Origin of the sequence: Methylomonas lenta, from assembly GCF_001644015.1 — a bacterium.
Classification (GTDB): Bacteria; Pseudomonadota; Gammaproteobacteria; order Methylococcales; family Methylomonadaceae; genus Methylomonas; species Methylomonas lenta.
In genome coordinates this window covers 1-19,312 of sequence record NZ_LUUI01000029.1, presented here as the reverse complement: position 1 = coordinate 19,312, position 19,312 = coordinate 1, and the positions used below count along the sequence as shown (strand labels likewise).

Genomic DNA, 19,312 nt, shown 5'->3' with positions numbered 1-19,312 from the left:
CTAAAAACCCTCTTCACTAGACCTGGAAGCATCCGTTTATTCCTAGAATTAACACCCGAAGACGCCGATATAATCTTTGATGCATCCAAAAATGGACAGCTTGAAAGTTTGGGCGTAACTCATGTTCGACTTTATCCCTCCCTGGCCGATTTACCCAACGATGAGGAACGCGTTCAGCTTCTGATTCTCCTCAGCCGTGTGCAAGAATTTTGGATTGATGGTTTATTCAAGCATTCTCTTCACCATGAGGTACTCATATTGCTCGGTAAGCGGGCTATGGATGAGGCCGTTGAGCCACCCTGGAATCGCACCATTGAGTTGCCAAAACAGCGCCACCAGCTTTCTTTACGCGATACTCGAATCGAGACGGTATTTGATGCCACAGGTTTACTGCTGATCTTAGGCGAACCAGGTTCGGGCAAAACCACGACATTGCTTGAATTGGTATCTATACTCATAGCACGCGCTAAAACCGATGCCAAAGAACGCATTCCTGTTGTGTTAAATCTGTCAAGTTGGGAGAAGAAGTCACAAACACTGGCGGAGTGGATGACTGACAGATTAAGTAGTATGTACAGTGTACCTAGACAAATCGCGCTGAGCTGGTTGGATAAGGGCTATCTTATCCCGCTGTTAGACGGCTTGGATGAGGTTAAAACAAAAGAGCAAGCGGATTGCGTAGAAGCTATCAATACCTATATTACCCAGGCTGAACCCGCAGGCTTGGTTGTTTGCTGTCGATTAACAGAGTATCAGTGGTTGCCGGAGCATCTTAAATTAAATGGCGCGATCTGCATCGAACCGTTAAATCGAGCGCAAATTGACCAATACTTCGCTGCTGTTGGGTCGGAATTTGAATCGTTGCGCACGGCTATTCAAGAAGACACTGCTTTGCGGGAATTAGCAGAATCACCATTGATGTTAAATATCATGAGTATGACTTATCAATCAGCCCGTCCAGAGAGCTTTACTGCTGGAAGTCTTTCATTAAAGGATCGACGAACACAGATCTTCGCTGCCTATATAGATAAGATGTTCCAACGCAAAGCACCAACGAGCCAAATTTTTCCAAAAGAAAAAGTAATTTATTGGCTCAGTTGGTTAGCAAAAGGAATGGCTGACCATTCTCAATCGGTATTTTTTGTTGAGGATTTGCAGCCCAATTGGCTAGATGGCTGGAAACAAAGAGCCACTTATAGAGGTATTTCCTCACTGCTTTTCGGGCTAATGGTTGGGCTGATGCTTGCTTTAGTGATTGAATTGTTTATTAGATCAGAGCCATCCACTATTGATGGCCTAATTTTGGTGCAAATGGGGGGCGTAATTGGCGCTCTGATTGGCGCGCTGAGCGGTGGACTGGATGTTGAGCTATTTTCAGTCTCTACTATAGGTACGTTAAATGACATCAAAAGATTTGAAACAATAAGTTGGTCTTGGAAATCATTTAGTGAACAGATTTCAAACGATTTTTCCAAATATGGTTGGCTTATTGGCTTGATTATTGTGTCGGCTTTTTTAAAGTTGTATCTACTTGTTTTAGTGCTGTATTTGGGAACTGTTGCTCGTTTCATAAAAGAATTCGTTTATAAGATCAGAGAGGATAAAACAGATCTGAATCATGGCATTAAACAAGCTTTCATTATTCTTTTTTTAATTATAGGGGTAATTGAACTCGCTGTTAGTAACACTTCTAGTACATTGATTATTGGTACGTCTATAGGGTTGTCTTTGGCACTGATTCCCGCGCTTATATAAAGGATTCTTTGATAAAAAAGTGGAGGATAAAAAGCATCCAAATCAAGGCATCACCTTAACATTGAAGAATAGTCTGTATGTTTTTCTCTTCACTGGGTTTATTTTTAGCCTGGTTTACGGGCTGATTGGACTGAAGGTTGGGCTGTTTTCCGGGCTACTTTTCGGGTTAATTATCTCGCTAGCGTGTGGGTTGGGAGCTGTGATTAAACATTATTCCTTGCGTTTAGCCCTTTGCCTTAATAGAAACATCCCGTTTAAGTTTATTCCCTTCCTGGATTATTCCGCCAAACTCATCCTGCTCAAAAAAGTTGGCGGCGGTTATATATTCATCCATCGAATGCTTTTGGAGTATTTTGCCGGACTGGCTACTAAAAAGCCCTATTGAGACTTTGTATTGTTATTTTCGTGATCTTCGCACGAAAATCAATCTGGAAATCATGAATCGCGGAAAGCTGGCGGCTGAAGCGTCACCGATATACAACAAGGTTGCTAGCCGATGACCCCATGCAATATAGTGACCCCCAAACACCAGGCAGTTCTTAGAAGCGGTAAACAACGTGCACCGCATAGTTCGCGATTGGTGCGGTTCGTAAACTCACCACACCCTACGCCTGCTATCGGCTGGACAGTTGCCATTGGCAAGTTCGTTTCGTCCGACCGGTTTTGGCCGATACTGTTGAAAAGGTTGGTTCTTGGTGGTTTTAAGCCAATTCTGCCAGTATCTTTATTTTTAAAGTTACTTGTCATTTTGTATGTTGGCGATTTCTACTCAGTATACGGCTATAAATCACAGTGTTTGTAAGCAGCACAGCGCCGGCTAACAGGTATTGAATGTCGGTTGTCAGACTTTGCGGGTAAATGATAGGTAGCAGATAGTGCTCGATAAAGCTTTCGCTGTAGCCAGCTTGCCCCGCAGCTCTGCGCAGTTGGTTTTCCAGATAGGTGAGTGGACAGATGCGGCCGGAAATTTCGATACAAAATCCCCAGGCCGCTGCCGGCAAATGAAGCAAAGCCACCCAGCGCCAGCGAAAGGCTAATGCCCCGCCGAATACGACAAATAGAATAAACAGCAAATGCCCTATCAGTACCGCGTCGGCTGCAAGGCGCAACAGCATGTTTAAAAGAAGAAAAATGAATCAGGCTAAGTTCGCTTGTGTGTGCCTAAAACAATTGTTTGGAGTTTTTGCTGTTACGAAATACCAGGGGTTTTTCGGTTTCAGCCAGGCTGGCTTCGCGTGCAGAGGCAATGGCGGCGTCGATACGATGGCGCTCGGGCGATTTGCTGCAGACCGGGTCGGTGCTGTACATATCGTTATTGAATAAATAAGCCTGACAGCGGCAGCCGCCAAAATCTTTATGTTTTTCATCGCAACTGCGGCAAGGTTCCTGCATCCAGTCGGTGCCACGGAAAAAGTTGAAAGCCTTGGATTCGTTCCAGATTTGCTCGATGCTGAAGTCGTTGACATTCGGGCAATCCAGGCCGGGCAGTTCGCGGGCAGAATGGCAGGGTAGTGCCGTGCCATCCGGGGCGATGGTCAAAAACGTGGTGCCCCAGCCGTTCATGCAGGCTTTGGGTCTATCTTCGTGAAAATCCGGCACCACGTAATAAATTTTCATTTTACCGGCGACTTTTTCTTTGAAAGCCTGGGCAATCTTTTCGGCTTTTTCAAATTGTTCGCGGGTTGGCAGCAAGGCATCTCGATTCAAATGCGCCCAGCCGTAATACTGCGTGTTGGCGAGTTCCAGATAATCGGCGCCCAGATTTTCCGCCATCTCCAGTATCTGCGGCATTTGATGAATGTTTTGCCGGTGTATCACCACGCACAATACCATAGGATAGCCGTGCTTTTTCACCAGCTTGGCGACTTCCTGTTTGTGTTGGTAGGTGGTCGTGCCGGCCAGGTGGTCATTCAGTTCTTGCGTACTAGCCTGTATGCTGACCTGGATATGATCCAGACCGGCCTGTTTCAGCTCAATAATCCGCTCTTCGGTTAAACCGTAGCCGGAGGTGATTAGATTGGAGTAATAGCCCAGTTCGCGGGCATACCGCACCAGTTCCGACAAATCCTGCCGAGTCAGCGGTTCACCGCCGGAAAAACCCAGTTGCACAGCACCCATTCTACGGGCTTGGCTGAGTACGCGCTTCCAGTCGTCAGTACTCAACTCATGCGGATATTTGGCATAGTCCAGCGGGTTGGAACAATAAGGACATTGTAGCGGGCACTTGTAACTCAGTTCAGCCAGCAGCCAGCGGGGAGGGGTGATATTAAGCTTGTCGGATCCAGCCATTTTGCAAAGCCACATTCAGGAAGTTGGTGATGTCGTTAGTCAGGCCGGCAGTGGCGAATTTCGCTTCCAAATCGGCAACGATTTGCCCTAGTAAGCGGCTGCCATCACAGAGCTGCAGGATTTCCGCAGAGCTTTGATTTAATTCCACCATGCCTTCCGGGTAGAGTATCACGAATTTTTGCTGGGCTTCCTCCCACTGTAGTCTATGCATAGGAGAAAAGCTTATCGGTTGATCGGGATTGATGGTCATTAGATTCCGTTGTTTTAACAAGCGAATAGAGAATTAAGTCGCTGCAATATCTTCAAAAACTTCCGCCAGCGGCAGACTAAAGCCTAGACTGCTCAGCTGGAACTCAGCTTCGCCCAGGTAGTCGTGCAACAGCCAGTCGTTGTCGGCGGTGCGCCGGAAGCATTCCACCCGGCGGTTGTCGATGTCGACGATCAGGTATTCCTGCAGTGACTCCAGTTTGCGATAGGCAACGAATTTGCCGCCGCGATCATAGTCGGCAGTCGACTCGGACAAGACTTCGACGATTAACGCAGGGTGTGACAGAAATTGTTTGGCTAATCTGTCCTCCGCGTGGCAGGACACCATCACATCCGGGTAAAAAAACGCATCGGCCGCTTCGACGTGTAATTTCATATCTGCGATATAGGCTCTGCAGGGCGTGCCGCGCAGGCGTTGTTTCAAGGCTGAGGCAATGTTCAGGCTGACGATGACATGATCCTGCCTCGCGCCTGTCATGGCAAACACTTCGCCAGCGATAAACTCATGCTTTTCCGACTGGGTTTCTTCCCAAGCCAGGAATTCTGCGGCAGTGAAATGAAGTTGCTCTGCTGTTTGCATGGTTATCCTATGTCTTCAAAGATTTCCGCCAAGGGTAGCCTTAGCCCTAAACTAGTCAAGTCGCAATCGACATCGCCGACATAATCGTGCAACAGCCATTCGTTGTCGCTGGTGCGGCGAAAACACTCCAGTCGACGGCTATCAATGTCGACAATCACATATTCTTGCAGTGATTCCAACTGCCGGTAGGCGGCGAATTTGTCGCCTCTATCATAGGCGGCAGTGGAGTCAGACAGGACTTCGACGATTAACGCAGGATGTGAAATGAATTGCAGGGCTTTGTTATCTTCCGGGTGACAGGACACCAAGACATCCGGATAGAAAAACGCATCGGCCGCTTCCACACGCAGCTTCAAGTCCGCCATGTAAGCCTGACAGGGTGTCCCACGCAGGCGTTGTTTCAAAGCTGCGGCGATATTCAGGCTTACGACAACATGTTCGCGCCACGCCCCTGTCATGGCAAACACTTCGCCAGCGATAAACTCATGCTTTTCCGACTGGGTTTCTTCCCAAGCCAGGAATTCTGCGGCAGTTAAATGATGTTGTGTGGCTGTTTGCATGGTTTACGCTTGGATATTGAAATAGGGCGGCATGTTGTTGACATAGGCCAGATACATTGCATCGGCCATGGTCCAAAGCACGTCCAGTTTAAATTTCAGGATTTGCAGCATGCGTTCTTGTTGTTCGCGGGTTTTGTACCAGTCTAAGGTCAATTCCAAGCCATGCTCGACATCGCGGCGGGCTTCGGTCAGGCGCTTTTTGAAATAGGTGTAGCCTTCCTGTTCCACCCAAGGATACACATCCGGCCAGTTGTCCAGGCGTTGTTGATGGATTTTGGGGGCAAAAAGTTCAGTCAGTGACGAACTGGCAGCCTCGTGCCATTCGGCGCGACGGGCAAAATTGACGTAAGCATCCACCGCAAAGCGTACGCCGGGTAATACGTGCTCCAGCGAGGTGATTTCTTCGCGGCTCAGGCCTACTGCCATGCCCAGTTGGACCCAGGCTTCGATGCCGCCTGGATCGCCTGGGTGACCATCATGATCCAGAATACGCTGTACCCATTTGGCACGGGTTTCTCTATCCGGGCAATTGGCCATGATGTTGGCGTCCTTGATCGGAATCATCACCTGATAATAGAAGCGGTTGGCAACCCAGCCTTGTAATTGCTTTTTACTCAACTTGCCTTCGTTCATCAGCACATGCATCGGGTGATGAATGTGATAGTGATTTTCCATGCCGCGCAGTTTCGCTTCGAATTCTTCGCGTGACCAGGGTTGATTGTCAGTCGTCATGAGATACCTTATAAGTCAATTTCCAAACCATCGTAAGCCACTTCGATGCCGTTCGTCTCAAGAGTCTTACGTTGGGGCGAATCTTCGTCCAAAATCGGATTGGTGTTATTGATATGAATCAAAATTTTACGGGCATTGGCTACGCCGTTCAGCACTTCAATCATGCCGCCTGGGCCTGATTGCGGTAAATGACCAATCTCGCGCGCGTGTTTGTGGCTGATGTGTTGCGCCACCATTTCATCATCGGTCCAGAAGGTGCCGTCCACCAGTAAGCAATCCACGTTTTGCATGGCATTGAATACATGCGGCTCGATCTCGCCTAATCCGGGCGAATAATACAGTTTCTTGCCGGTGGAAATTTGTTCGATGATAACGCCGATATTGTCGCCGTCGTGCGGATCGTGGCGGTGTGGTGAGTAGGGTGGTGCCTTGCTTTTCAGAGCATGTGCGTACAAGCGAATGTCGTCTATGCCGGGAATCTCGAATGGGGTTTCGTCGCAGGCTATCGGATGATGATTGACTGTGCAGTAATCCTTCAGCATCGTGAACAGCGGAAAACCAGTGGTTAAATCCTGCTTGACCATCTCGGTGCAATACACATCCAGAGGTTTGCCTTCGCGCAGCATCAGCATGCCGGTGGTGTGGTCGATCTGGCTGTCGATTAACAAAATAGCCTTGATGCCGGTATCGCGTATGCCTTCTTTGGGCTGGATGGCCGGAAAGGCTTCCAATTGGGCGCGAATGTCGGGGGAGGTATTAAACAGTAACCAATTGCGGTTATCGGTGCTGATGGCAATCGATGATTGGGTGCGGGCTTTGCCATTGAATTGACCGTTGCGTAAACGATGACAATTGTCGCAATTGCAATTCCATTGCGGAAAACCGCCGCCAGCGCCGGCGCCGAGAACTCTAATTTTCATAGTGGTGTAGGGATGGTAAATGAAATCAATGATACGGGATTAAAAAACCGCAGGCAAAAAAAAGGGACATTTACATGCCCCTTTTTTGGCGTCAATCGTAAGTATTAACGATTGTAGATGTACATGGTGACTTCAAAACCGAAACGCATGTCGTTATAAGCTGGTGTTTCCCATTTCATTTGTAATACCCTCCAGAGGTTTTGTTGTTGTGAGCTAGCTTGATCAAGAAAGCTGCACCGAAGTATACGATGAAGTTTTTTTTCGTGCAACAAAGCAATCAATCCCGGTCTAACCGCATTAAGAGCAATGACTAGCTAGGCAAGTTCCCAAGTCACCAGATCATTTTTAACGCAATCAGTAGTAGTAGGCAGGAAAAATAGCGTTTAAGTCGTTGAGCGGGTAAGCGATGTGCCAGTCTGGCGCCTACTGGCGCAGTTAATATACTGGTAAAAATAATGCCGAAAAATGCCGGCAAATAGATATAACCCAAGCTACCCGGCACAATACTAGTGCTGTGCCAGCCCAAGAATATGTAACTGACAGTCGCAGAAAAAGCAATCGGCATTGCGCAAGCGGATGAGGTGGCGACGGCGTTTTTCATTTGCAAACCATTATGAGCTAGATAAGGTACGGTCATTGTGCCGCCCCCCATACCCAGCATGGCCGAGATACTGCCGATGATGAATCCCGCCGGATAGTCGAGATGGGCAAAATATTTTTTCGGGGTAAGCAGGGGTTTTGAGGGCAACGCCATCTGCAGACTGGTATACAGAAGATAAGCGATAAACAAATTACGTAATACGTTAGCGCTAGTGTATTCGGCAAGACTGGCGCCGCCGATTGCGCCCAGCAAAAGACTGGGTCCTAAACGAAAAGCCCGCGGCCAGTTGATATTGCCTAAATAAAAGTGTGTTCTTACCGATGATGCGGAGGTAAATAATGCGGTTGCTAAAGAGGTAGCGACTGCGATTAGCATGATTTGCTGCGGATTAAACTGATGAGCTGCAAACAACCAGCTCAGAAAAGGCACGATCAAAACGCCGCCACCAATACCGAACAAGCCAGCACTGATGCCCGCCAAGCTGCCGAGTAATAAACTGACTAAAAAAATCTCTAACATAAGCTTTAAGGGACTCGAATAAGCAAAGCACTATGATAACGAGTCCTTTATACTGTGACTTTAAATCATTGTTCGGGCGAGTCAGGTTTCATGAATATTTATCTAGTTGGCGGTGCTGTACGTGATCGTTTACTGGATTATCCTGTATTTGAGCGCGATTGGCTGGTAGTGGGCGCAAAACCCGAAGACATGCTGGCCCAGGGCTATAAGCCAGTAGGCAAGGATTTTCCGGTTTTCTTGCATCCACAAACTCATGATGAATACGCATTAGCTCGTACAGAACGCAAAACCGCACCAGGTTACAAAGGCTTTGCCGTTGATGCTAATCCGACTGTCACATTAGAAGAAGATTTATTGCGGCGCGACCTGACAATCAACGCCATGGCAATTGGCGAAGATGGCATTTTGGTTGACCCGTATCAGGGGCAGGCAGACTTGCAAAATCGCATTTTGCGGCATGTTTCCCCGGCTTTTAATGAAGACCCTGTGCGTATTTTGCGGGTGGCCCGCTTTGCGGCGCGTTATGGCCATTTGGGTTTTACGGTGGCAGATGAAACCCGGCAATTGATGCGTGACATGGTAAGTAGCGGCGAAGTCGATCATCTGGTAGCCGAGCGAGTCTGGGCCGAATTGAATAAAGCTTTGTGCGAAGCCACGCCGGCGGCGTTTTTTCAGACTTTGAGAGATTGTGGCGCCTTGGCAGTGATTTTTCCTGAAATCGAAGCCCTGTACGGCGTGCCACAGCCTGCTAAATATCACCCTGAAATCGATACCGGCGTACATTGCTTGATGGCGTTAACGCAGGCAGCAAAGTTGTCTAACAAGCCGGAGGTACGCTTGGCTGCGTTGTTGCATGATTTGGGCAAGGCTTTGACCAAGCCTGAATACTGGCCGAGTCATCATGGGCACGAAGGTAAAGGTTTGCCTGTGCTGGAAAAATTCTGTCAGCGCTTGCGGGTGCCTAAAGCCGTCAAAATTTTTTGCGCACACGTCATGGAATATCATACCCATTGTCACCGGGTGTTCGAATTACGTAGCGATACTTTGGTTGATATGTTGCAAGTTATCGGCGTCTTCAAACCTGATAATCAGCTAGAGGATTTTCTGTTGGCCTGCGAGGCTGATGCGCGTGGTCGCACCGGTTTTGAAAACTGTGATTATCCGCAAGCCAACTATATAAAGTCCGCCGCACAAGTTGCTTTAGCCGTCGACACCCAGCAGATTTTGCAGTCCGACTTACAAGGCGCCCAAATCGGCGCAGCGATACAGAAATTACGCAGTCAGGCTGTGCATGCCTTCAAGCAACAATATGCTTCAAACCAAGCATGACAGCAGTCTATATTTCCATCAGTTTGCTGATTTGCAGCAATGTGTTTATGACTTTTGCCTGGTATGCCCATCTGAAAGAGCTTAATCACAAGCACTGGTTGTTAGCAGCGCTGTTAAGTTGGGGATTGGCTTTTTTTGAATACCTGTTGCAGGTGCCGGCCAATCGGATTGGGCACACAGCGCTCAATGTCGGGCAATTAAAAATTATGCAAGAAGCGATTGCCTTGAGCGTGTTCGTGCCGTTTTCGGTGTATTACCTAAAAGAGCCTATAACACGGGATTATCTGTGGGCCGGTCTGTGCTTGATGGGTGCGATTTATTTTATGTTCCGGTCCAAGTGGGCTTGAACGCGCAATCAAAAAACGGAATGTCATTATGTTGAGTTATCGCCACGGGTTTCATGCCGGCAATTTTGCCGATGTTTTAAAGCACAGTCTACTGACGTTGACGATCAATGCCTTGAAACAAAAAGACAAGCCGTTTGTCTATATCGATACCCATGCTGGCGCTGGTAAGTATTCGTTTAAATCCGAATTTTCGCAAAAAACCGGCGAATATGAGCAAGGTATTGGTCGAGTTTGGACTGCAGCGCAGCCACCTGTGGAAATAAAGGATTATTTGTCTGCGGTGCGGGCAGAAAATACGGGTAAACAATTAGTACGCTATCCAGGTTCACCGCAATTGGTGCGGCGATTGATCAGGGCTCAGGACAGAATGCAGTTATCTGAATTACATGGCAAAGATTATGAAATCCTGCATCAATTATTTGCCACTGATAAACAAGTCAGTGTGGCTAAAGAAGACGGTTTGGAGCGATTAAGCAAAAAATTGCCACCCATTCAAAAACGTGGCTTGATCTTGATCGACCCTAGTTACGAAGTGAAATCCGATTACAACAAGGTGGTGGAAGTCTTAGAAAATGCGCATCGGCATTTCGCCACAGGTATTTATGGTCTGTGGTACCCCATCATTGATCGCTCGGTTACAGACAGAATGTTACAGCGTCTAAAAGCAACCGCTATTCCCAAACAATTGCGTATCGAGCATTGTGTGGCACCCGATGGTGCGCTGCGCGGCATGACAGGTTCTGGTATGCTGTTTATCAATCCGCCCTGGCAGTTGCAAAGCCAGGCCGAGGCTCTGTTGCCGTGGCTGAATCAGGAGTTGACTGATGGGCAGGGAACCTGGAAAGTAGAATGGCTGGTGCCAGAGTTAGTTTAATTCAAGGTGTCTCGCATATGGGCAATATTAAGAAACATTTGGATTTAATATTTATAGCCTTGTTGCTATTGTCGCTGGTCTTTTACGACCTGACCATGGAGATATTAACTGAAATAGTGCATCTGTTTTTTGAGTTGTTGTTCGAATTGTTCGAATGGTTTGAACTGGGCATCGAAGAAATCATAGAGCATCTGTTTCACACCGAACATCATGCTAGCCAGATCGTGACTTTCTATATTTTGCTGCTGATAGGTGGTTTTGTTGTTTATGGATTATGGCAGATACTACCGAGGCTGTATCATCGTTTGATGATTGTGGTTAAGCGAGAGGCCCTCAAAATCTGGGTGCGCCGAAAAACCGAATGGGAACTCTATTGGTTTACATTGGACTTACCTTACAAGATTTTCATGGGTGTTATCGCAGTGGGTGTTGTGTATATCACCTTGTTTTTGTGATGTGAGCCGTTCTAGTTTCATTTAATTTTTAGAGTAACTATGCCTTTATCCGAACAAGTCAAACAGACCATTCTTGCTGCTAATAGCCTGCTGCCTCAGGATGTCGACCGTGTTATGTCGACTTTGCTGAGCGCGCCAGTTGACGCCGCCGATATCTATTTTCAGTCCAGCCATTTCGAATCCTGGTCGTTGGAGGGCGGTATTGTTAAAGAAGGCAGTCACTCCATTGAACATGGTGCTGGCGTGCGGGTAGTCAGTGGCGACAAAACCGGTTTTGCCTATAGCGACCGCATTGAGTTACCGATTTTGCTGGAAGCGGCTAATAACGTTAAAGCCATTGTCAGACAAGGCCAGCAGGCTCAGTATCAAATTCAAACTGTGGAAAGATGGCCGCAACTTTATCAGCCTTTCAATCCTTTAAAGTCTTTGGACGATCAGACCAAAATTGATCTGTTGAAGCGGGTGGATACGGAAACTCGCAAGCTTGACTCGCGGATTGAAGAAGTCATGGTGAGTTTGGTGGCAGCCTACGATAATGTGCTGGTTGCAAATCAGGATGGCTCCATGCTGGCCGATGTGCGGCCATTGGTACGGATGAATGTTAGCGTCATCATGGTGGAAAATGGCCGTCGTGAACAAGGCAGCATGGGTGGCGGTGGTCGCAGCGATTACAGTTATTTTCTGGAAAACGATAGGGCGCTTGAATATGGCCGCGAAGCGGTGCGCCAGGCTCAAGTCAATTTGCAAGCCGAAGAAGCCCCCGCCGGCAATATGATAGTGGTACTGGGGCCAGGTTGGCCGGGGATATTGCTACACGAAGCGATCGGTCACGGCTTGGAAGGTGATTTCAATCGCAAAGGCACCTCCGCATTTAGCGGTCGGGTTGGCGAGCGAGTGGCGTCTGATTTATGCACGGTGGTGGATGACGGCACCTTGCCGGGACGACGCGGCTCATTAAGCATCGACGACGAGGGCACGCCCACGGAAAATACCGTGTTGATCGAAAACGGTATTTTGAAAGGTTATATGCAGGACAAATTGAATGCCCGTTTGATGGGCGTGAAGCCTACCGGCAACGGCCGCCGCGAATCCTATGCGCATCTGCCTATGCCACGCATGACCAACACCTATATGTTGCCCGGCCAAAGCGATCCTGAGGAAATTATCCAGTCGGTCAAAAAAGGCCTGTATGCGCGCAACTTCGGCGGCGGCCAAGTCGATATCACTTCCGGTAAGTTTGTGTTTTCCACCAGTGAAGCCTATCTGATTGAAAACGGTAAAATTACCCGCCCTGTCAAAGGTGCGACTTTGATTGGTAATGGCCCTGACGTATTGACCAAAGTGTCCATGGTGGGTAACGACATGCAACTTGACAGTGGCGTCGGTACTTGCGGCAAAGAAGGCCAAAGTGTGCCGGTAGGTGTGGGTCAGCCTACTTTAAAGATCGACGGACTCACCGTCGGTGGAACCAGTCTGTAATCGACATTAAGAGACAGAACATTGCAAAATCAGGACGAAATTAACCGCTTAAAAACCGTGGTCCAGCAGTTGCTGGATGAAGCTAAACAGCAGGGTGCAAGTGCTGCGGAAGCTGCCTTCAGTGTGGATAACGGTCTGTCCGTGTCTGCCCGGCTGGGGGACGTGGAAACCATAGAATATCATTGCGATCAAGGTATAGGCGTTACCGTCTATTTCGGTCAACAAAAGGGCTCCGCCAGCACCAACGATGTGTCGGCGGATTCCTTGAAAGAAACTGTTAAAGCGGCATGCAGTATCGCGCGATATGCAAGTGCCGATGAGTTTGCCGGTTTGCCGGATCCTGCTTTGTTGGCAACCGAATTTCCCGATCTGGATTTGAATCATCCGTGGGCGATTGATGCCGAGAAAGCGATTACACTGGCTATCGAATGCGAAAATGCGGCGCGTGATTATAACGTGGCTATCACTAATTCCGAAGGTGCGTCAGTCAACAGCCATCAGGGAACCCGGGTGTTTGGTAACTCGTTAGGTTTTTTGCAGGGTTATCAATCCAGTCGGCATTCCATTAGTTGTTCGGTGCTGGCCGGCAGCGGCGATGCGATGCAGCGCGATTACTGGTATAGCGTGGCGCGCAATGCTGACTTGCTGGAGTCGGCACAACAGGTGGGTGAAAAAGCCGGGCAACGCACTATTGCTCGTATCGGCGCGCGTAGCCTCACTTCACGTCATTGTCCGGTGATGTTTTCGGCGGAAATGGCCTCCGGCTTAATCGGCTCCTTGCTGGGGGCAATTAGCGGTAGTAGTTTGTATCGCAAGTCTTCATTTTTACTGGATAGCCTGAATACGCAGATTTTGCCGGATTTTGTTCATATCCACGAACAACCATTGTTGATAGGCGGTATGGGTAGCGCCAGTTACGATGCGGAAGGCGTAGCGACCCATGCTGGTGATATTGTCAGTCATGGGGTTTTACAGACTTACATTCTCAGCAGTTATTCGGCGCGTAAGTTGGGCATGCAAACCACTGGTAATGCCGGGGGCGTGCACAATTTGATTGTTGAATCGGGTGAGCATGATTTTGCCGGTATGCTGAAACTATTAGGTACCGGCTTGTTGGTGACTGAGTTAATGGGGCAGGGCGTGAATCGGGTTACCGGTGACTATTCGCGTGGGGCTTCTGGATTCTGGGTTGAAAACGGTGTCATTCAATATCCGGTGCAGGAAATTACTATCGCCGGTAATCTTAAAACCATGCTGCGCAATATGGTGGCAATTGGCAACGATGTGGATTTACGCGGTAATACTCGCGTAGGTTCGATTTTGTTGGAACAGATGGCCATTGCCGGTGAATAATCTTGTCGCTGTAGAGCTGGAATTTAGCGGGCTTTATAAGGCTAGCGACTGTTAGGCTCTTGCGTGCAAAATAAAATCAACAACCTTTTGATTGATTCGATTGAACTGGTGCAGATTGATGCTCAGGATCTGAAAATCGGCATGTTTGTATCCAAGCTGGATAGGTCCTGGCTGGAAACGAACTTTCGCTTTCAAGGTTTTGAGTTAAAAACCCAGGCGGACATCGATGCCGTGCAAAAGCAATGTGATTTTGTGTTTATCGACATCACCAAGCAAACCAAGGTGCCGCAATATGTAGCGCGGAGTACTGCCTATACCCGCGACAACCTGGATCATGTGCAGCCGCCAGACAAACGCTCATCCTTCAAACAGGAAATACACAAAGCCGAAGTCATTCATCATAAATCCAGTAGCTTAGTTAAAGGCTTTATGGAAGATGTACAGTTAGGTCGTCCCATCAACGCACTTGCTGCTAAAAAAGCCGTGGCTTATTGCGTAGATAGTGTGCTGAATGCTCCGGATGCCCTGATGCTGATGACCCAATTGAGAAATCGGGATGAATACACCGCTCAGCATAGTATGAATGTGTGTGTTTTTGCCATTGCCTTGGGGCGGCAGATCAATTTGCCGCTCGAAGAACTTAATCATGTCGGCTTATGCGGCATGATGCATGATATGGGCAAGATGCAGGTGCCGCTGGAGATACTTAATAAACCAGGCCGGTTTACACCTGAAGAGATGGCGATCATGCAAAGTCATGCTACGTTGGGTTGGAAAATTTTACTGGGCACCAGCGGCATGTATGCCGGTGCCGTTGACGTGGCCTTTAGTCATCATGAACGTCTGGATGGCAAAGGCTATCCCAGACAATTAAAAGCCGAACAAATCACCCCTTATTCGCGGATGGTGGCGATTGTCGATATGTATGATGCGGTCAGTAGTGATAGGGTTTATCAGCAAGGCCGGCCACATCTGGATGCCATTAAAATCCTCGCCGAATCCTCCGCTAATGGACATCTCGATCCGCCGCTTACCATGAAATTTATCGAGTGCCTGGGCATCTATCCAGCCGGCAGTGTGGTGGAGCTGAATAGCGGCGAAGTGGCAATGGTGATCGAGATCAATCCCAAGGCTAAGCTCAAGCCTAAAATTCTGATGTTGTGTGATGCGCAAAAACAGCCCTGCCAAGAATTTGTACTCGATTTGTCCATGGTTAGCCAAAATATTGATGGGCAGCAATATGTGATTAAGCGTGTTATGCGGGCTGATGAATGCGGCATCGATTTATTGCAATACTATCAGAGCGGCTTGTTGCAAAAAGGCTGGAAGCAACTGCAGGACTAAAGGCCTTGTAAAATATCTTCCAGCAATTGTGGGCCTTTATAAATCAAACCGCTATAAATCTGTACCAAGCTGGCACCTGCCTGAATTTTTTCCTGGGCATCCGAGCTACTCAATATTCCACCAGCGGCAATAATCGGTAATCTGCCGTTTAATTCTGCCGCCAAACCTTTCACAACCAGTGTCGAGCTGTCTTTAACCGGCGCACCGCTAAGACCGCCGGCTTCGTTTGCGTGTTGATGGCCTTGGATTTTGTCGCGGGCAATGGTGGTGTTAGTGGCAATCACGCCATCCATGCCGAATTCGACCAACAAGCTGGCAATATGTTGAATTTCCTCGGCACTTAAATCCGGCGCAATTTTCACCGCAATCGGCGTGTATTTAGCATGCTCGGCTTGTAATTTCAGTTGTTCTTGTTTTAAAGCGTCCAGCAAATATTTTATCTCGTTGCCTTGTTGCAACTGTCGCAAGTTTTTAGTGTTGGGCGAGGAAATGTTGATAGTCACATAACTGGCCGGCAGATAGCTTTTACGTAAACCGATCAGATAATCTTCGGTAGCATTTTCTAACGGTGTGTCGGCGTTTTTACCAATGTTGATGCCCAAAATGCCGCGATAGCGACAGAGGGCTACTTGTTCCAGTAAATGATCGATACCGTCATTGTTAAAGCCCATGCGATTGATGATGGCTTGATGCTCGGGCAAGCGAAACAGGCGTGGTTTTGGGTTGCCGGGTTGCGGTCTTGGCGTGACGGTGCCGATTTCGATAAACCCAAAACCCAAAGCTGCCAAGGCATCGATGTAATCACCGTTTTTATCCAGGCCGGCGGCTAATCCAAGCGGGTTTTTAAAGTCCAGGCCCATGACTTTGATGGGTTTGTCTGTCGACTGTGCTGCGCTTAATGCGGATAAGCCGGTTAGGTCGGCCAGTTTTAACAGCTTTAACGTCACATTGTGTGCGGTTTCCGGGTTTAGATTGAATAGTAAAGGACGTAAAAGTGGATAAATATTCATGATGCTATAGGGTCAGGGCGTAAGGACTAGGGTTGATGGTGGTCGGGCGTTGCAAAATCAAATCGGCCAGCAAGGCTGCGGAAGCGGGGCCCATGACCAGGCCATTTCTAAAATGACCGGCATTGATGCTGAGATTGTCAAAATCAGGATGCAAGCCTATGAAGGGGACACCCTTTGGTGTGCCAGGGCGCAAGCCGGCCCAGTGTTCGCATACCGGGTAGTTTTTTAATGCAGGCAATAGGTGAGTGGCAAAGTGGTAAATGTGTTCTTTAGCTTCGCGGGTAGTGACTTTATTGAATCCTGCTTGCTCAACCGTGCTACCGGCTAAAATTTTGCCATCCTTACGCGGAATCAGGTAATGGTCGCCATCCAGGATCATCGTATTCAATGTTTCAGGCAGTGCGTCGAATAGCACCATTTGCCCGCGCACCGGTTGAATAGGTAGTTGCAGCGTTGAATCCGGTAGCCAATGTTTAAGTAGGTCTGCAGTCCAGGCGCCGGCACAAACGATAACCTGGGTTGGGCTGAAACGCTGCTGCTGCGTCTTGATCTGTGTGATGCGGCGCTGCTGATGTTCAACAGCGGTAATCTCGGCTTGTTCGATAATTTGCACGCCATTTTGTAACAGATAGGCCCGCAAAGATTTTAATAAGCGTGGGTTGCGGGCCTGAGCAATCTCGGGTAACCATAAAGGTTGGTCGCATTCCGTCTGCAGTTTTTTCAGTATATCGGTTGGTGGTGCTTGGTATTTAATTTGGCGGGATTCGCACCATTGAATCGCCAAATCGTAATCAGGGTTTTTGCAAATCAGCATGCCGCATGGCAACCATTCCGGATCTATTCCGGTCGCTGCGTGTAATTCCCGGCTTAAGTTGGGATAACGTTTTAGACTGTCAAGGACCAGGTCTGAAATGGCTGCATCCTGCCGCCAGGGATAGATAGGTAGCAAAATACCACCGCCTGCCCAGGAAGCTTCCTGGCCTGCGTTGGATTTGTCGAGAATAGTGACTTGCCGGCCAGCCAGGTGCAACTCGCGAGCGGCTAAAAAGCCACTGATGCCGCCGCCGATAATAAGTATGTCTGTATCTTGCGTCATGAATTTAGGGTAATGATTCAGCGAAATAGTTAAAACTTTAGGCTAATGATCTCAAAACGAGTTGCATCATTAACCTGATCTGCTTTTAGAAAGAGCCTCTATAGGCGAGGTATTTAACTTAACATGAATTCCTGCTTCTGCTTGGTAAGATTATTTCAATTTTGTAGTCATTACGCGATGAATGAGTGGAATCTTTAGTCTGAGGGTATCGGTGGCGGTTTTCCAGGGCGTGACGGCAATGTTTTTAATCTGCCAGCATCGAACGGGCTATGAAGAAATTGCCGGCTGAATGCATTGGTTTTGGCTGGTTTTAAGCTGCAGGCAATGGGTTTTAATTTTTTTTGCAACTTTTAAACTAAATGTTGTTTTTTGTTAACAAGTAGCGACTCTAACTTATGTATAGTATCTATATTATTGATTATTAATGCGTTTTATTTTCAAAAAAAATTCCTTAAAACTTGTAAGTAGGTGAAACTACTGCTATTATTGCCATCGTAAAAAATACCGTGTTGTAATTTTGCAAAAATAAGACTTTTTAATAACAATAATCCTGGCGGGGAACGACAATGACTTTAAACAAAACTCAATTAGCGCTGGCCATTGCGGCAGCGACTTTATCTCTGGCCATCGTTGCCCCTGCTCAAGCAGCGGACACTAGAGCAGATCGCGTAGCAGAAGCGGCGGCCAGAAAAACAGAAGCTCTGGAAGCTCAAATGCAACAAATGGCTGACCAAATGCAAGCCATGCAAGCAGAATTAAGCCGAGTCAAATCGTCTTCTGCGCAAGCCTCTACCGAAGCGGCAAAAGTTCAAGAGCTGGATAGCTGGATGGCGTCTATGAAATCAGCGCCTGCGGTTTCTGCACCTAAAGACCATTTAGTTGCGGTGCGTGGCGGATATGAAAGATTGGATCAATCTAGAGGTAACACTAATTTTCTGACAGATGGCGCATTATTATCCAATAATGACAGTCAAGATGGCTTTTATTTTGGTGGTGCATTTGATTACAACATAAACAACGACTTATTCGGTCTGATGGATGGTATTTCATTCGATATCGAGTTGGGTGTTGAATATTCTCAATTTGGTACTGGTACAAATAATATATCTAATCTTGCAGTTGCTACTGGGAGTACTACTGAAGCCCTTCCCAGTCTTGGCCAGGCTGGGTTGACCAATCAGACCTCGACTGACTCTCGTTTAAGACTGAGTGCTTCCCCAAAAATCAAATTCATGTACGGCAGTAGATTTCGTCCTTGGTTGATTCCAGTAGGTTTGGATATCAATATTTTGGGTGTGCCTTCAAACGCGGTTTCTGTATTGAATGCAGGCATGCAGTCCGGTGGTGGTATTGAGTATGATCTGTACAAAGGTATTGTGATAGGTAGTGATGTGCGCTATCACTACTCAACTAGCAAGCTGGATGGTACGCCTACCAATGTCTTCAGTGCAGGCGGTTACTTAGGTTTCAAATTCTAATTTGTCACTTAGCTAGGCTCAAAAAGGGGAAGGCGAAAGCCTTCCCTTTTTTTATGCCTGAATTTCTGTTTGTACGGAAAAATGTCAAAATTAAATTTGAGCCAATGGCTTTGGTTGATAGTTTATTTCATGGTTGACTAAGCTTAGTCCAGTCAATTAAGAGGAGTTTGTTATGCAAACCGTTAATATTCATGAGGCCAAAACCCACATAGCGCTTTACAGAGCAGGCTGCAGCGGGCGACGAGATTGTGATTGCCCGGGCTGGAAAGCCAGTGGCAAGACTGGTGTCATTTTCACCAGTGTCGGCTAAGGAATATGCATGGA

22 protein-coding genes are annotated in these 19,312 nt (G+C 47.7%); 11 read left to right on the top strand and 11 right to left on the bottom strand.

What is annotated here, in order from left to right:
* Together A1359_RS02255 and A1359_RS02250 are read left to right on the top strand one after the other, a co-directional pair.
* Positions 1 to 1,755: NACHT domain-containing protein (locus A1359_RS02255; RefSeq protein WP_083960450.1), on the top strand; the 1,755-nt coding region annotated here is incomplete at its 5' end.
* A 19-nt stretch (positions 1,756 to 1,774) separates the two neighbouring features.
* On the top strand, positions 1,775 to 2,140 hold the full coding sequence (locus tag A1359_RS02250) for a hypothetical protein (RefSeq protein ID WP_066977390.1): 366 nt from the start codon (positions 1,775 to 1,777) through the stop codon (positions 2,138 to 2,140).
* Positions 2,141 to 2,498: 358 nt separating this feature from the next.
* Here the strand turns inward: A1359_RS02250 and A1359_RS02245 are convergent, their stop codons facing one another.
* From A1359_RS02245 to A1359_RS02210, 9 genes are all read right to left on the bottom strand, one after another.
* Positions 2,499 to 2,870, bottom strand: coding sequence for a DUF2784 domain-containing protein (locus A1359_RS02245; RefSeq protein WP_066977387.1), 372 nt, complete (start codon positions 2,868 to 2,870; stop codon positions 2,499 to 2,501).
* Positions 2,871 to 2,916: 46 nt separating this feature from the next.
* Positions 2,917 to 4,044: a pyrroloquinoline quinone biosynthesis protein PqqE gene (gene pqqE, locus A1359_RS02240; protein WP_066977383.1), complete on the bottom strand. Its 1,128-nt coding sequence runs from the start codon at positions 4,042 to 4,044 to the stop codon at positions 2,917 to 2,919.
* Positions 4,022 to 4,294, bottom strand: coding sequence for a pyrroloquinoline quinone biosynthesis peptide chaperone PqqD (gene pqqD, locus A1359_RS02235; RefSeq protein WP_066977379.1), 273 nt, complete (start codon positions 4,292 to 4,294; stop codon positions 4,022 to 4,024). Before pqqD ends, pqqE begins: the two co-directional genes overlap by 23 nt.
* A 33-nt stretch (positions 4,295 to 4,327) precedes the next feature.
* Complete coding sequence (locus A1359_RS02230) at positions 4,328 to 4,891, bottom strand: Uma2 family endonuclease (protein ID WP_066977376.1); 564 nt, start codon at positions 4,889 to 4,891, stop codon at positions 4,328 to 4,330.
* Positions 4,892 to 4,893: 2 nt separating this feature from the next.
* The gene (locus A1359_RS02225; protein ID WP_066977373.1) at positions 4,894 to 5,451 is read right to left on the bottom strand and encodes a Uma2 family endonuclease; all 558 of its coding nucleotides are present in this window, start codon (positions 5,449 to 5,451) and stop codon (positions 4,894 to 4,896) included.
* A 3-nt stretch (positions 5,452 to 5,454) separates the two neighbouring features.
* Positions 5,455 to 6,183 carry a pyrroloquinoline-quinone synthase PqqC gene (gene pqqC, locus A1359_RS02220; RefSeq protein WP_066977372.1) on the bottom strand — a complete coding sequence of 243 codons (729 nt, stop codon included), beginning with the start codon at positions 6,181 to 6,183 and terminating at the stop codon, positions 5,455 to 5,457.
* Between the two features lie 8 nt (positions 6,184 to 6,191).
* Positions 6,192 to 7,103, bottom strand: coding sequence for a pyrroloquinoline quinone biosynthesis protein PqqB (gene pqqB, locus A1359_RS02215; protein ID WP_066977370.1), 912 nt, complete (start codon positions 7,101 to 7,103; stop codon positions 6,192 to 6,194).
* A 104-nt stretch (positions 7,104 to 7,207) separates the two neighbouring features.
* Complete coding sequence (gene pqqA, locus A1359_RS21755) at positions 7,208 to 7,282, bottom strand: pyrroloquinoline quinone precursor peptide PqqA (RefSeq protein ID WP_054760176.1); 75 nt, start codon at positions 7,280 to 7,282, stop codon at positions 7,208 to 7,210.
* Between the two features lie 152 nt (positions 7,283 to 7,434).
* Entirely contained in the window at positions 7,435 to 8,223 is a 789-nt protein-coding gene (locus tag A1359_RS02210) for a sulfite exporter TauE/SafE family protein (protein ID WP_066977367.1), read from the bottom strand.
* Positions 8,224 to 8,313: 90 nt separating this feature from the next.
* On the opposite strand from A1359_RS02210, the gene A1359_RS02205 reads away from it, so the two are divergent.
* From A1359_RS02205 to A1359_RS02175, 7 genes are all read left to right on the top strand, one after another.
* Positions 8,314 to 9,552, top strand: coding sequence for a multifunctional CCA addition/repair protein (locus tag A1359_RS02205; protein WP_066977364.1), 1,239 nt, complete (start codon positions 8,314 to 8,316; stop codon positions 9,550 to 9,552).
* The gene (locus A1359_RS02200) at positions 9,549 to 9,899 is read left to right on the top strand and encodes a DMT family protein (RefSeq protein WP_066977361.1); all 351 of its coding nucleotides are present in this window, start codon (positions 9,549 to 9,551) and stop codon (positions 9,897 to 9,899) included. Before A1359_RS02205 ends, A1359_RS02200 begins: the two co-directional genes overlap by 4 nt.
* A gap of 28 nt (positions 9,900 to 9,927) precedes the next feature.
* Entirely contained in the window at positions 9,928 to 10,773 is an 846-nt protein-coding gene (locus A1359_RS02195) for a 23S rRNA (adenine(2030)-N(6))-methyltransferase RlmJ (RefSeq protein ID WP_066977358.1), read from the top strand.
* Positions 10,749 to 11,228 (top strand): hypothetical protein, encoded by a 480-nt coding sequence (locus A1359_RS02190; protein ID WP_232322079.1) that lies wholly within the window; start codon positions 10,749 to 10,751, stop codon positions 11,226 to 11,228. The genes A1359_RS02195 and A1359_RS02190 overlap by 25 nt, the downstream gene beginning before the upstream one ends.
* Positions 11,229 to 11,267: 39 nt before the next feature.
* Positions 11,268 to 12,707 (top strand): metalloprotease TldD, encoded by a 1,440-nt coding sequence (gene tldD, locus A1359_RS02185; protein ID WP_066977355.1) that lies wholly within the window; start codon positions 11,268 to 11,270, stop codon positions 12,705 to 12,707.
* Positions 12,708 to 12,728: 21 nt separating this feature from the next.
* A complete protein-coding gene (gene pmbA / locus A1359_RS02180; protein WP_066977352.1) occupies positions 12,729 to 14,060 on the top strand; it encodes a metalloprotease PmbA in 1,332 nt (443 codons plus the stop codon).
* A gap of 63 nt (positions 14,061 to 14,123) precedes the next feature.
* Positions 14,124 to 15,404 carry an HD-GYP domain-containing protein gene (locus A1359_RS02175; protein WP_066977348.1) on the top strand — a complete coding sequence of 427 codons (1,281 nt, stop codon included), beginning with the start codon at positions 14,124 to 14,126 and terminating at the stop codon, positions 15,402 to 15,404.
* Here the strand turns inward: A1359_RS02175 and A1359_RS02170 are convergent.
* Together A1359_RS02170 and thiO are read right to left on the bottom strand one after the other, a co-directional pair.
* Complete coding sequence (locus A1359_RS02170) at positions 15,401 to 16,414, bottom strand: quinone-dependent dihydroorotate dehydrogenase (RefSeq protein ID WP_066977345.1); 1,014 nt, start codon at positions 16,412 to 16,414, stop codon at positions 15,401 to 15,403. The two genes, A1359_RS02175 and A1359_RS02170, sit on opposite strands and share 4 nt — an antisense overlap.
* Positions 16,415 to 16,418: 4 nt before the next feature.
* Positions 16,419 to 17,510: a glycine oxidase ThiO gene (thiO, locus tag A1359_RS02165; RefSeq protein WP_066977342.1), complete on the bottom strand. Its 1,092-nt coding sequence runs from the start codon at positions 17,508 to 17,510 to the stop codon at positions 16,419 to 16,421.
* 566 nt (positions 17,511 to 18,076) lie between these two features.
* Between thiO and A1359_RS02160 the strand changes: the two genes are divergently transcribed.
* On the top strand, positions 18,077 to 18,988 hold the full coding sequence (locus A1359_RS02160) for a hypothetical protein (protein WP_066977339.1): 912 nt from the start codon (positions 18,077 to 18,079) through the stop codon (positions 18,986 to 18,988).
* A 172-nt stretch (positions 18,989 to 19,160) separates the two neighbouring features.
* On the top strand, positions 19,161 to 19,298 hold the full coding sequence (locus A1359_RS21750; protein ID WP_198159244.1) for a hypothetical protein: 138 nt from the start codon (positions 19,161 to 19,163) through the stop codon (positions 19,296 to 19,298).
* Positions 19,299 to 19,312: the final 14 nt, after the last annotated feature.

Bases quoted from the DNA above. Each gene is read 5' to 3' on its own strand.
- A1359_RS02245 (WP_066977387.1), bottom strand. From the start codon at position 2,870: ATGCTGTTGCGCCTTGCAGCCGACGCGGTACTGATAGGGCATTTGCTG.
- pqqE (WP_066977383.1), bottom strand. From the start codon at position 4,044: ATGGCTGGATCCGACAAGCTTAATATCACCCCTCCCCGCTGGCTGCTG.
- pqqD (WP_066977379.1), bottom strand. From the start codon at position 4,294: ATGACCATCAATCCCGATCAACCGATAAGCTTTTCTCCTATGCATAGA.
- A1359_RS02230 (WP_066977376.1), bottom strand. From the start codon at position 4,891: ATGCAAACAGCAGAGCAACTTCATTTCACTGCCGCAGAATTCCTGGCT.
- A1359_RS02225 (WP_066977373.1), bottom strand. From the start codon at position 5,451: ATGCAAACAGCCACACAACATCATTTAACTGCCGCAGAATTCCTGGCT.
- pqqC (WP_066977372.1), bottom strand. From the start codon at position 6,183: ATGACGACTGACAATCAACCCTGGTCACGCGAAGAATTCGAAGCGAAA.
- pqqB (WP_066977370.1), bottom strand. From the start codon at position 7,103: ATGAAAATTAGAGTTCTCGGCGCCGGCGCTGGCGGCGGTTTTCCGCAA.
- A1359_RS02210 (WP_066977367.1), bottom strand. From the start codon at position 8,223: ATGTTAGAGATTTTTTTAGTCAGTTTATTACTCGGCAGCTTGGCGGGC.
- A1359_RS02205 (WP_066977364.1), top strand. From the start codon at position 8,314: ATGAATATTTATCTAGTTGGCGGTGCTGTACGTGATCGTTTACTGGAT.
- A1359_RS02200 (WP_066977361.1), top strand. From the start codon at position 9,549: ATGACAGCAGTCTATATTTCCATCAGTTTGCTGATTTGCAGCAATGTG.
- A1359_RS02195 (WP_066977358.1), top strand. From the start codon at position 9,928: ATGTTGAGTTATCGCCACGGGTTTCATGCCGGCAATTTTGCCGATGTT.
- A1359_RS02190 (WP_232322079.1), top strand. From the start codon at position 10,749: ATGGCTGGTGCCAGAGTTAGTTTAATTCAAGGTGTCTCGCATATGGGC.
- tldD (WP_066977355.1), top strand. From the start codon at position 11,268: ATGCCTTTATCCGAACAAGTCAAACAGACCATTCTTGCTGCTAATAGC.
- A1359_RS02170 (WP_066977345.1), bottom strand. From the start codon at position 16,414: ATGAATATTTATCCACTTTTACGTCCTTTACTATTCAATCTAAACCCG.
- thiO (WP_066977342.1), bottom strand. From the start codon at position 17,510: ATGACGCAAGATACAGACATACTTATTATCGGCGGCGGCATCAGTGGC.
- A1359_RS02160 (WP_066977339.1), top strand. From the start codon at position 18,077: ATGACTTTAAACAAAACTCAATTAGCGCTGGCCATTGCGGCAGCGACT.
- A1359_RS21750 (WP_198159244.1), top strand. From the start codon at position 19,161: ATGCAAACCGTTAATATTCATGAGGCCAAAACCCACATAGCGCTTTAC.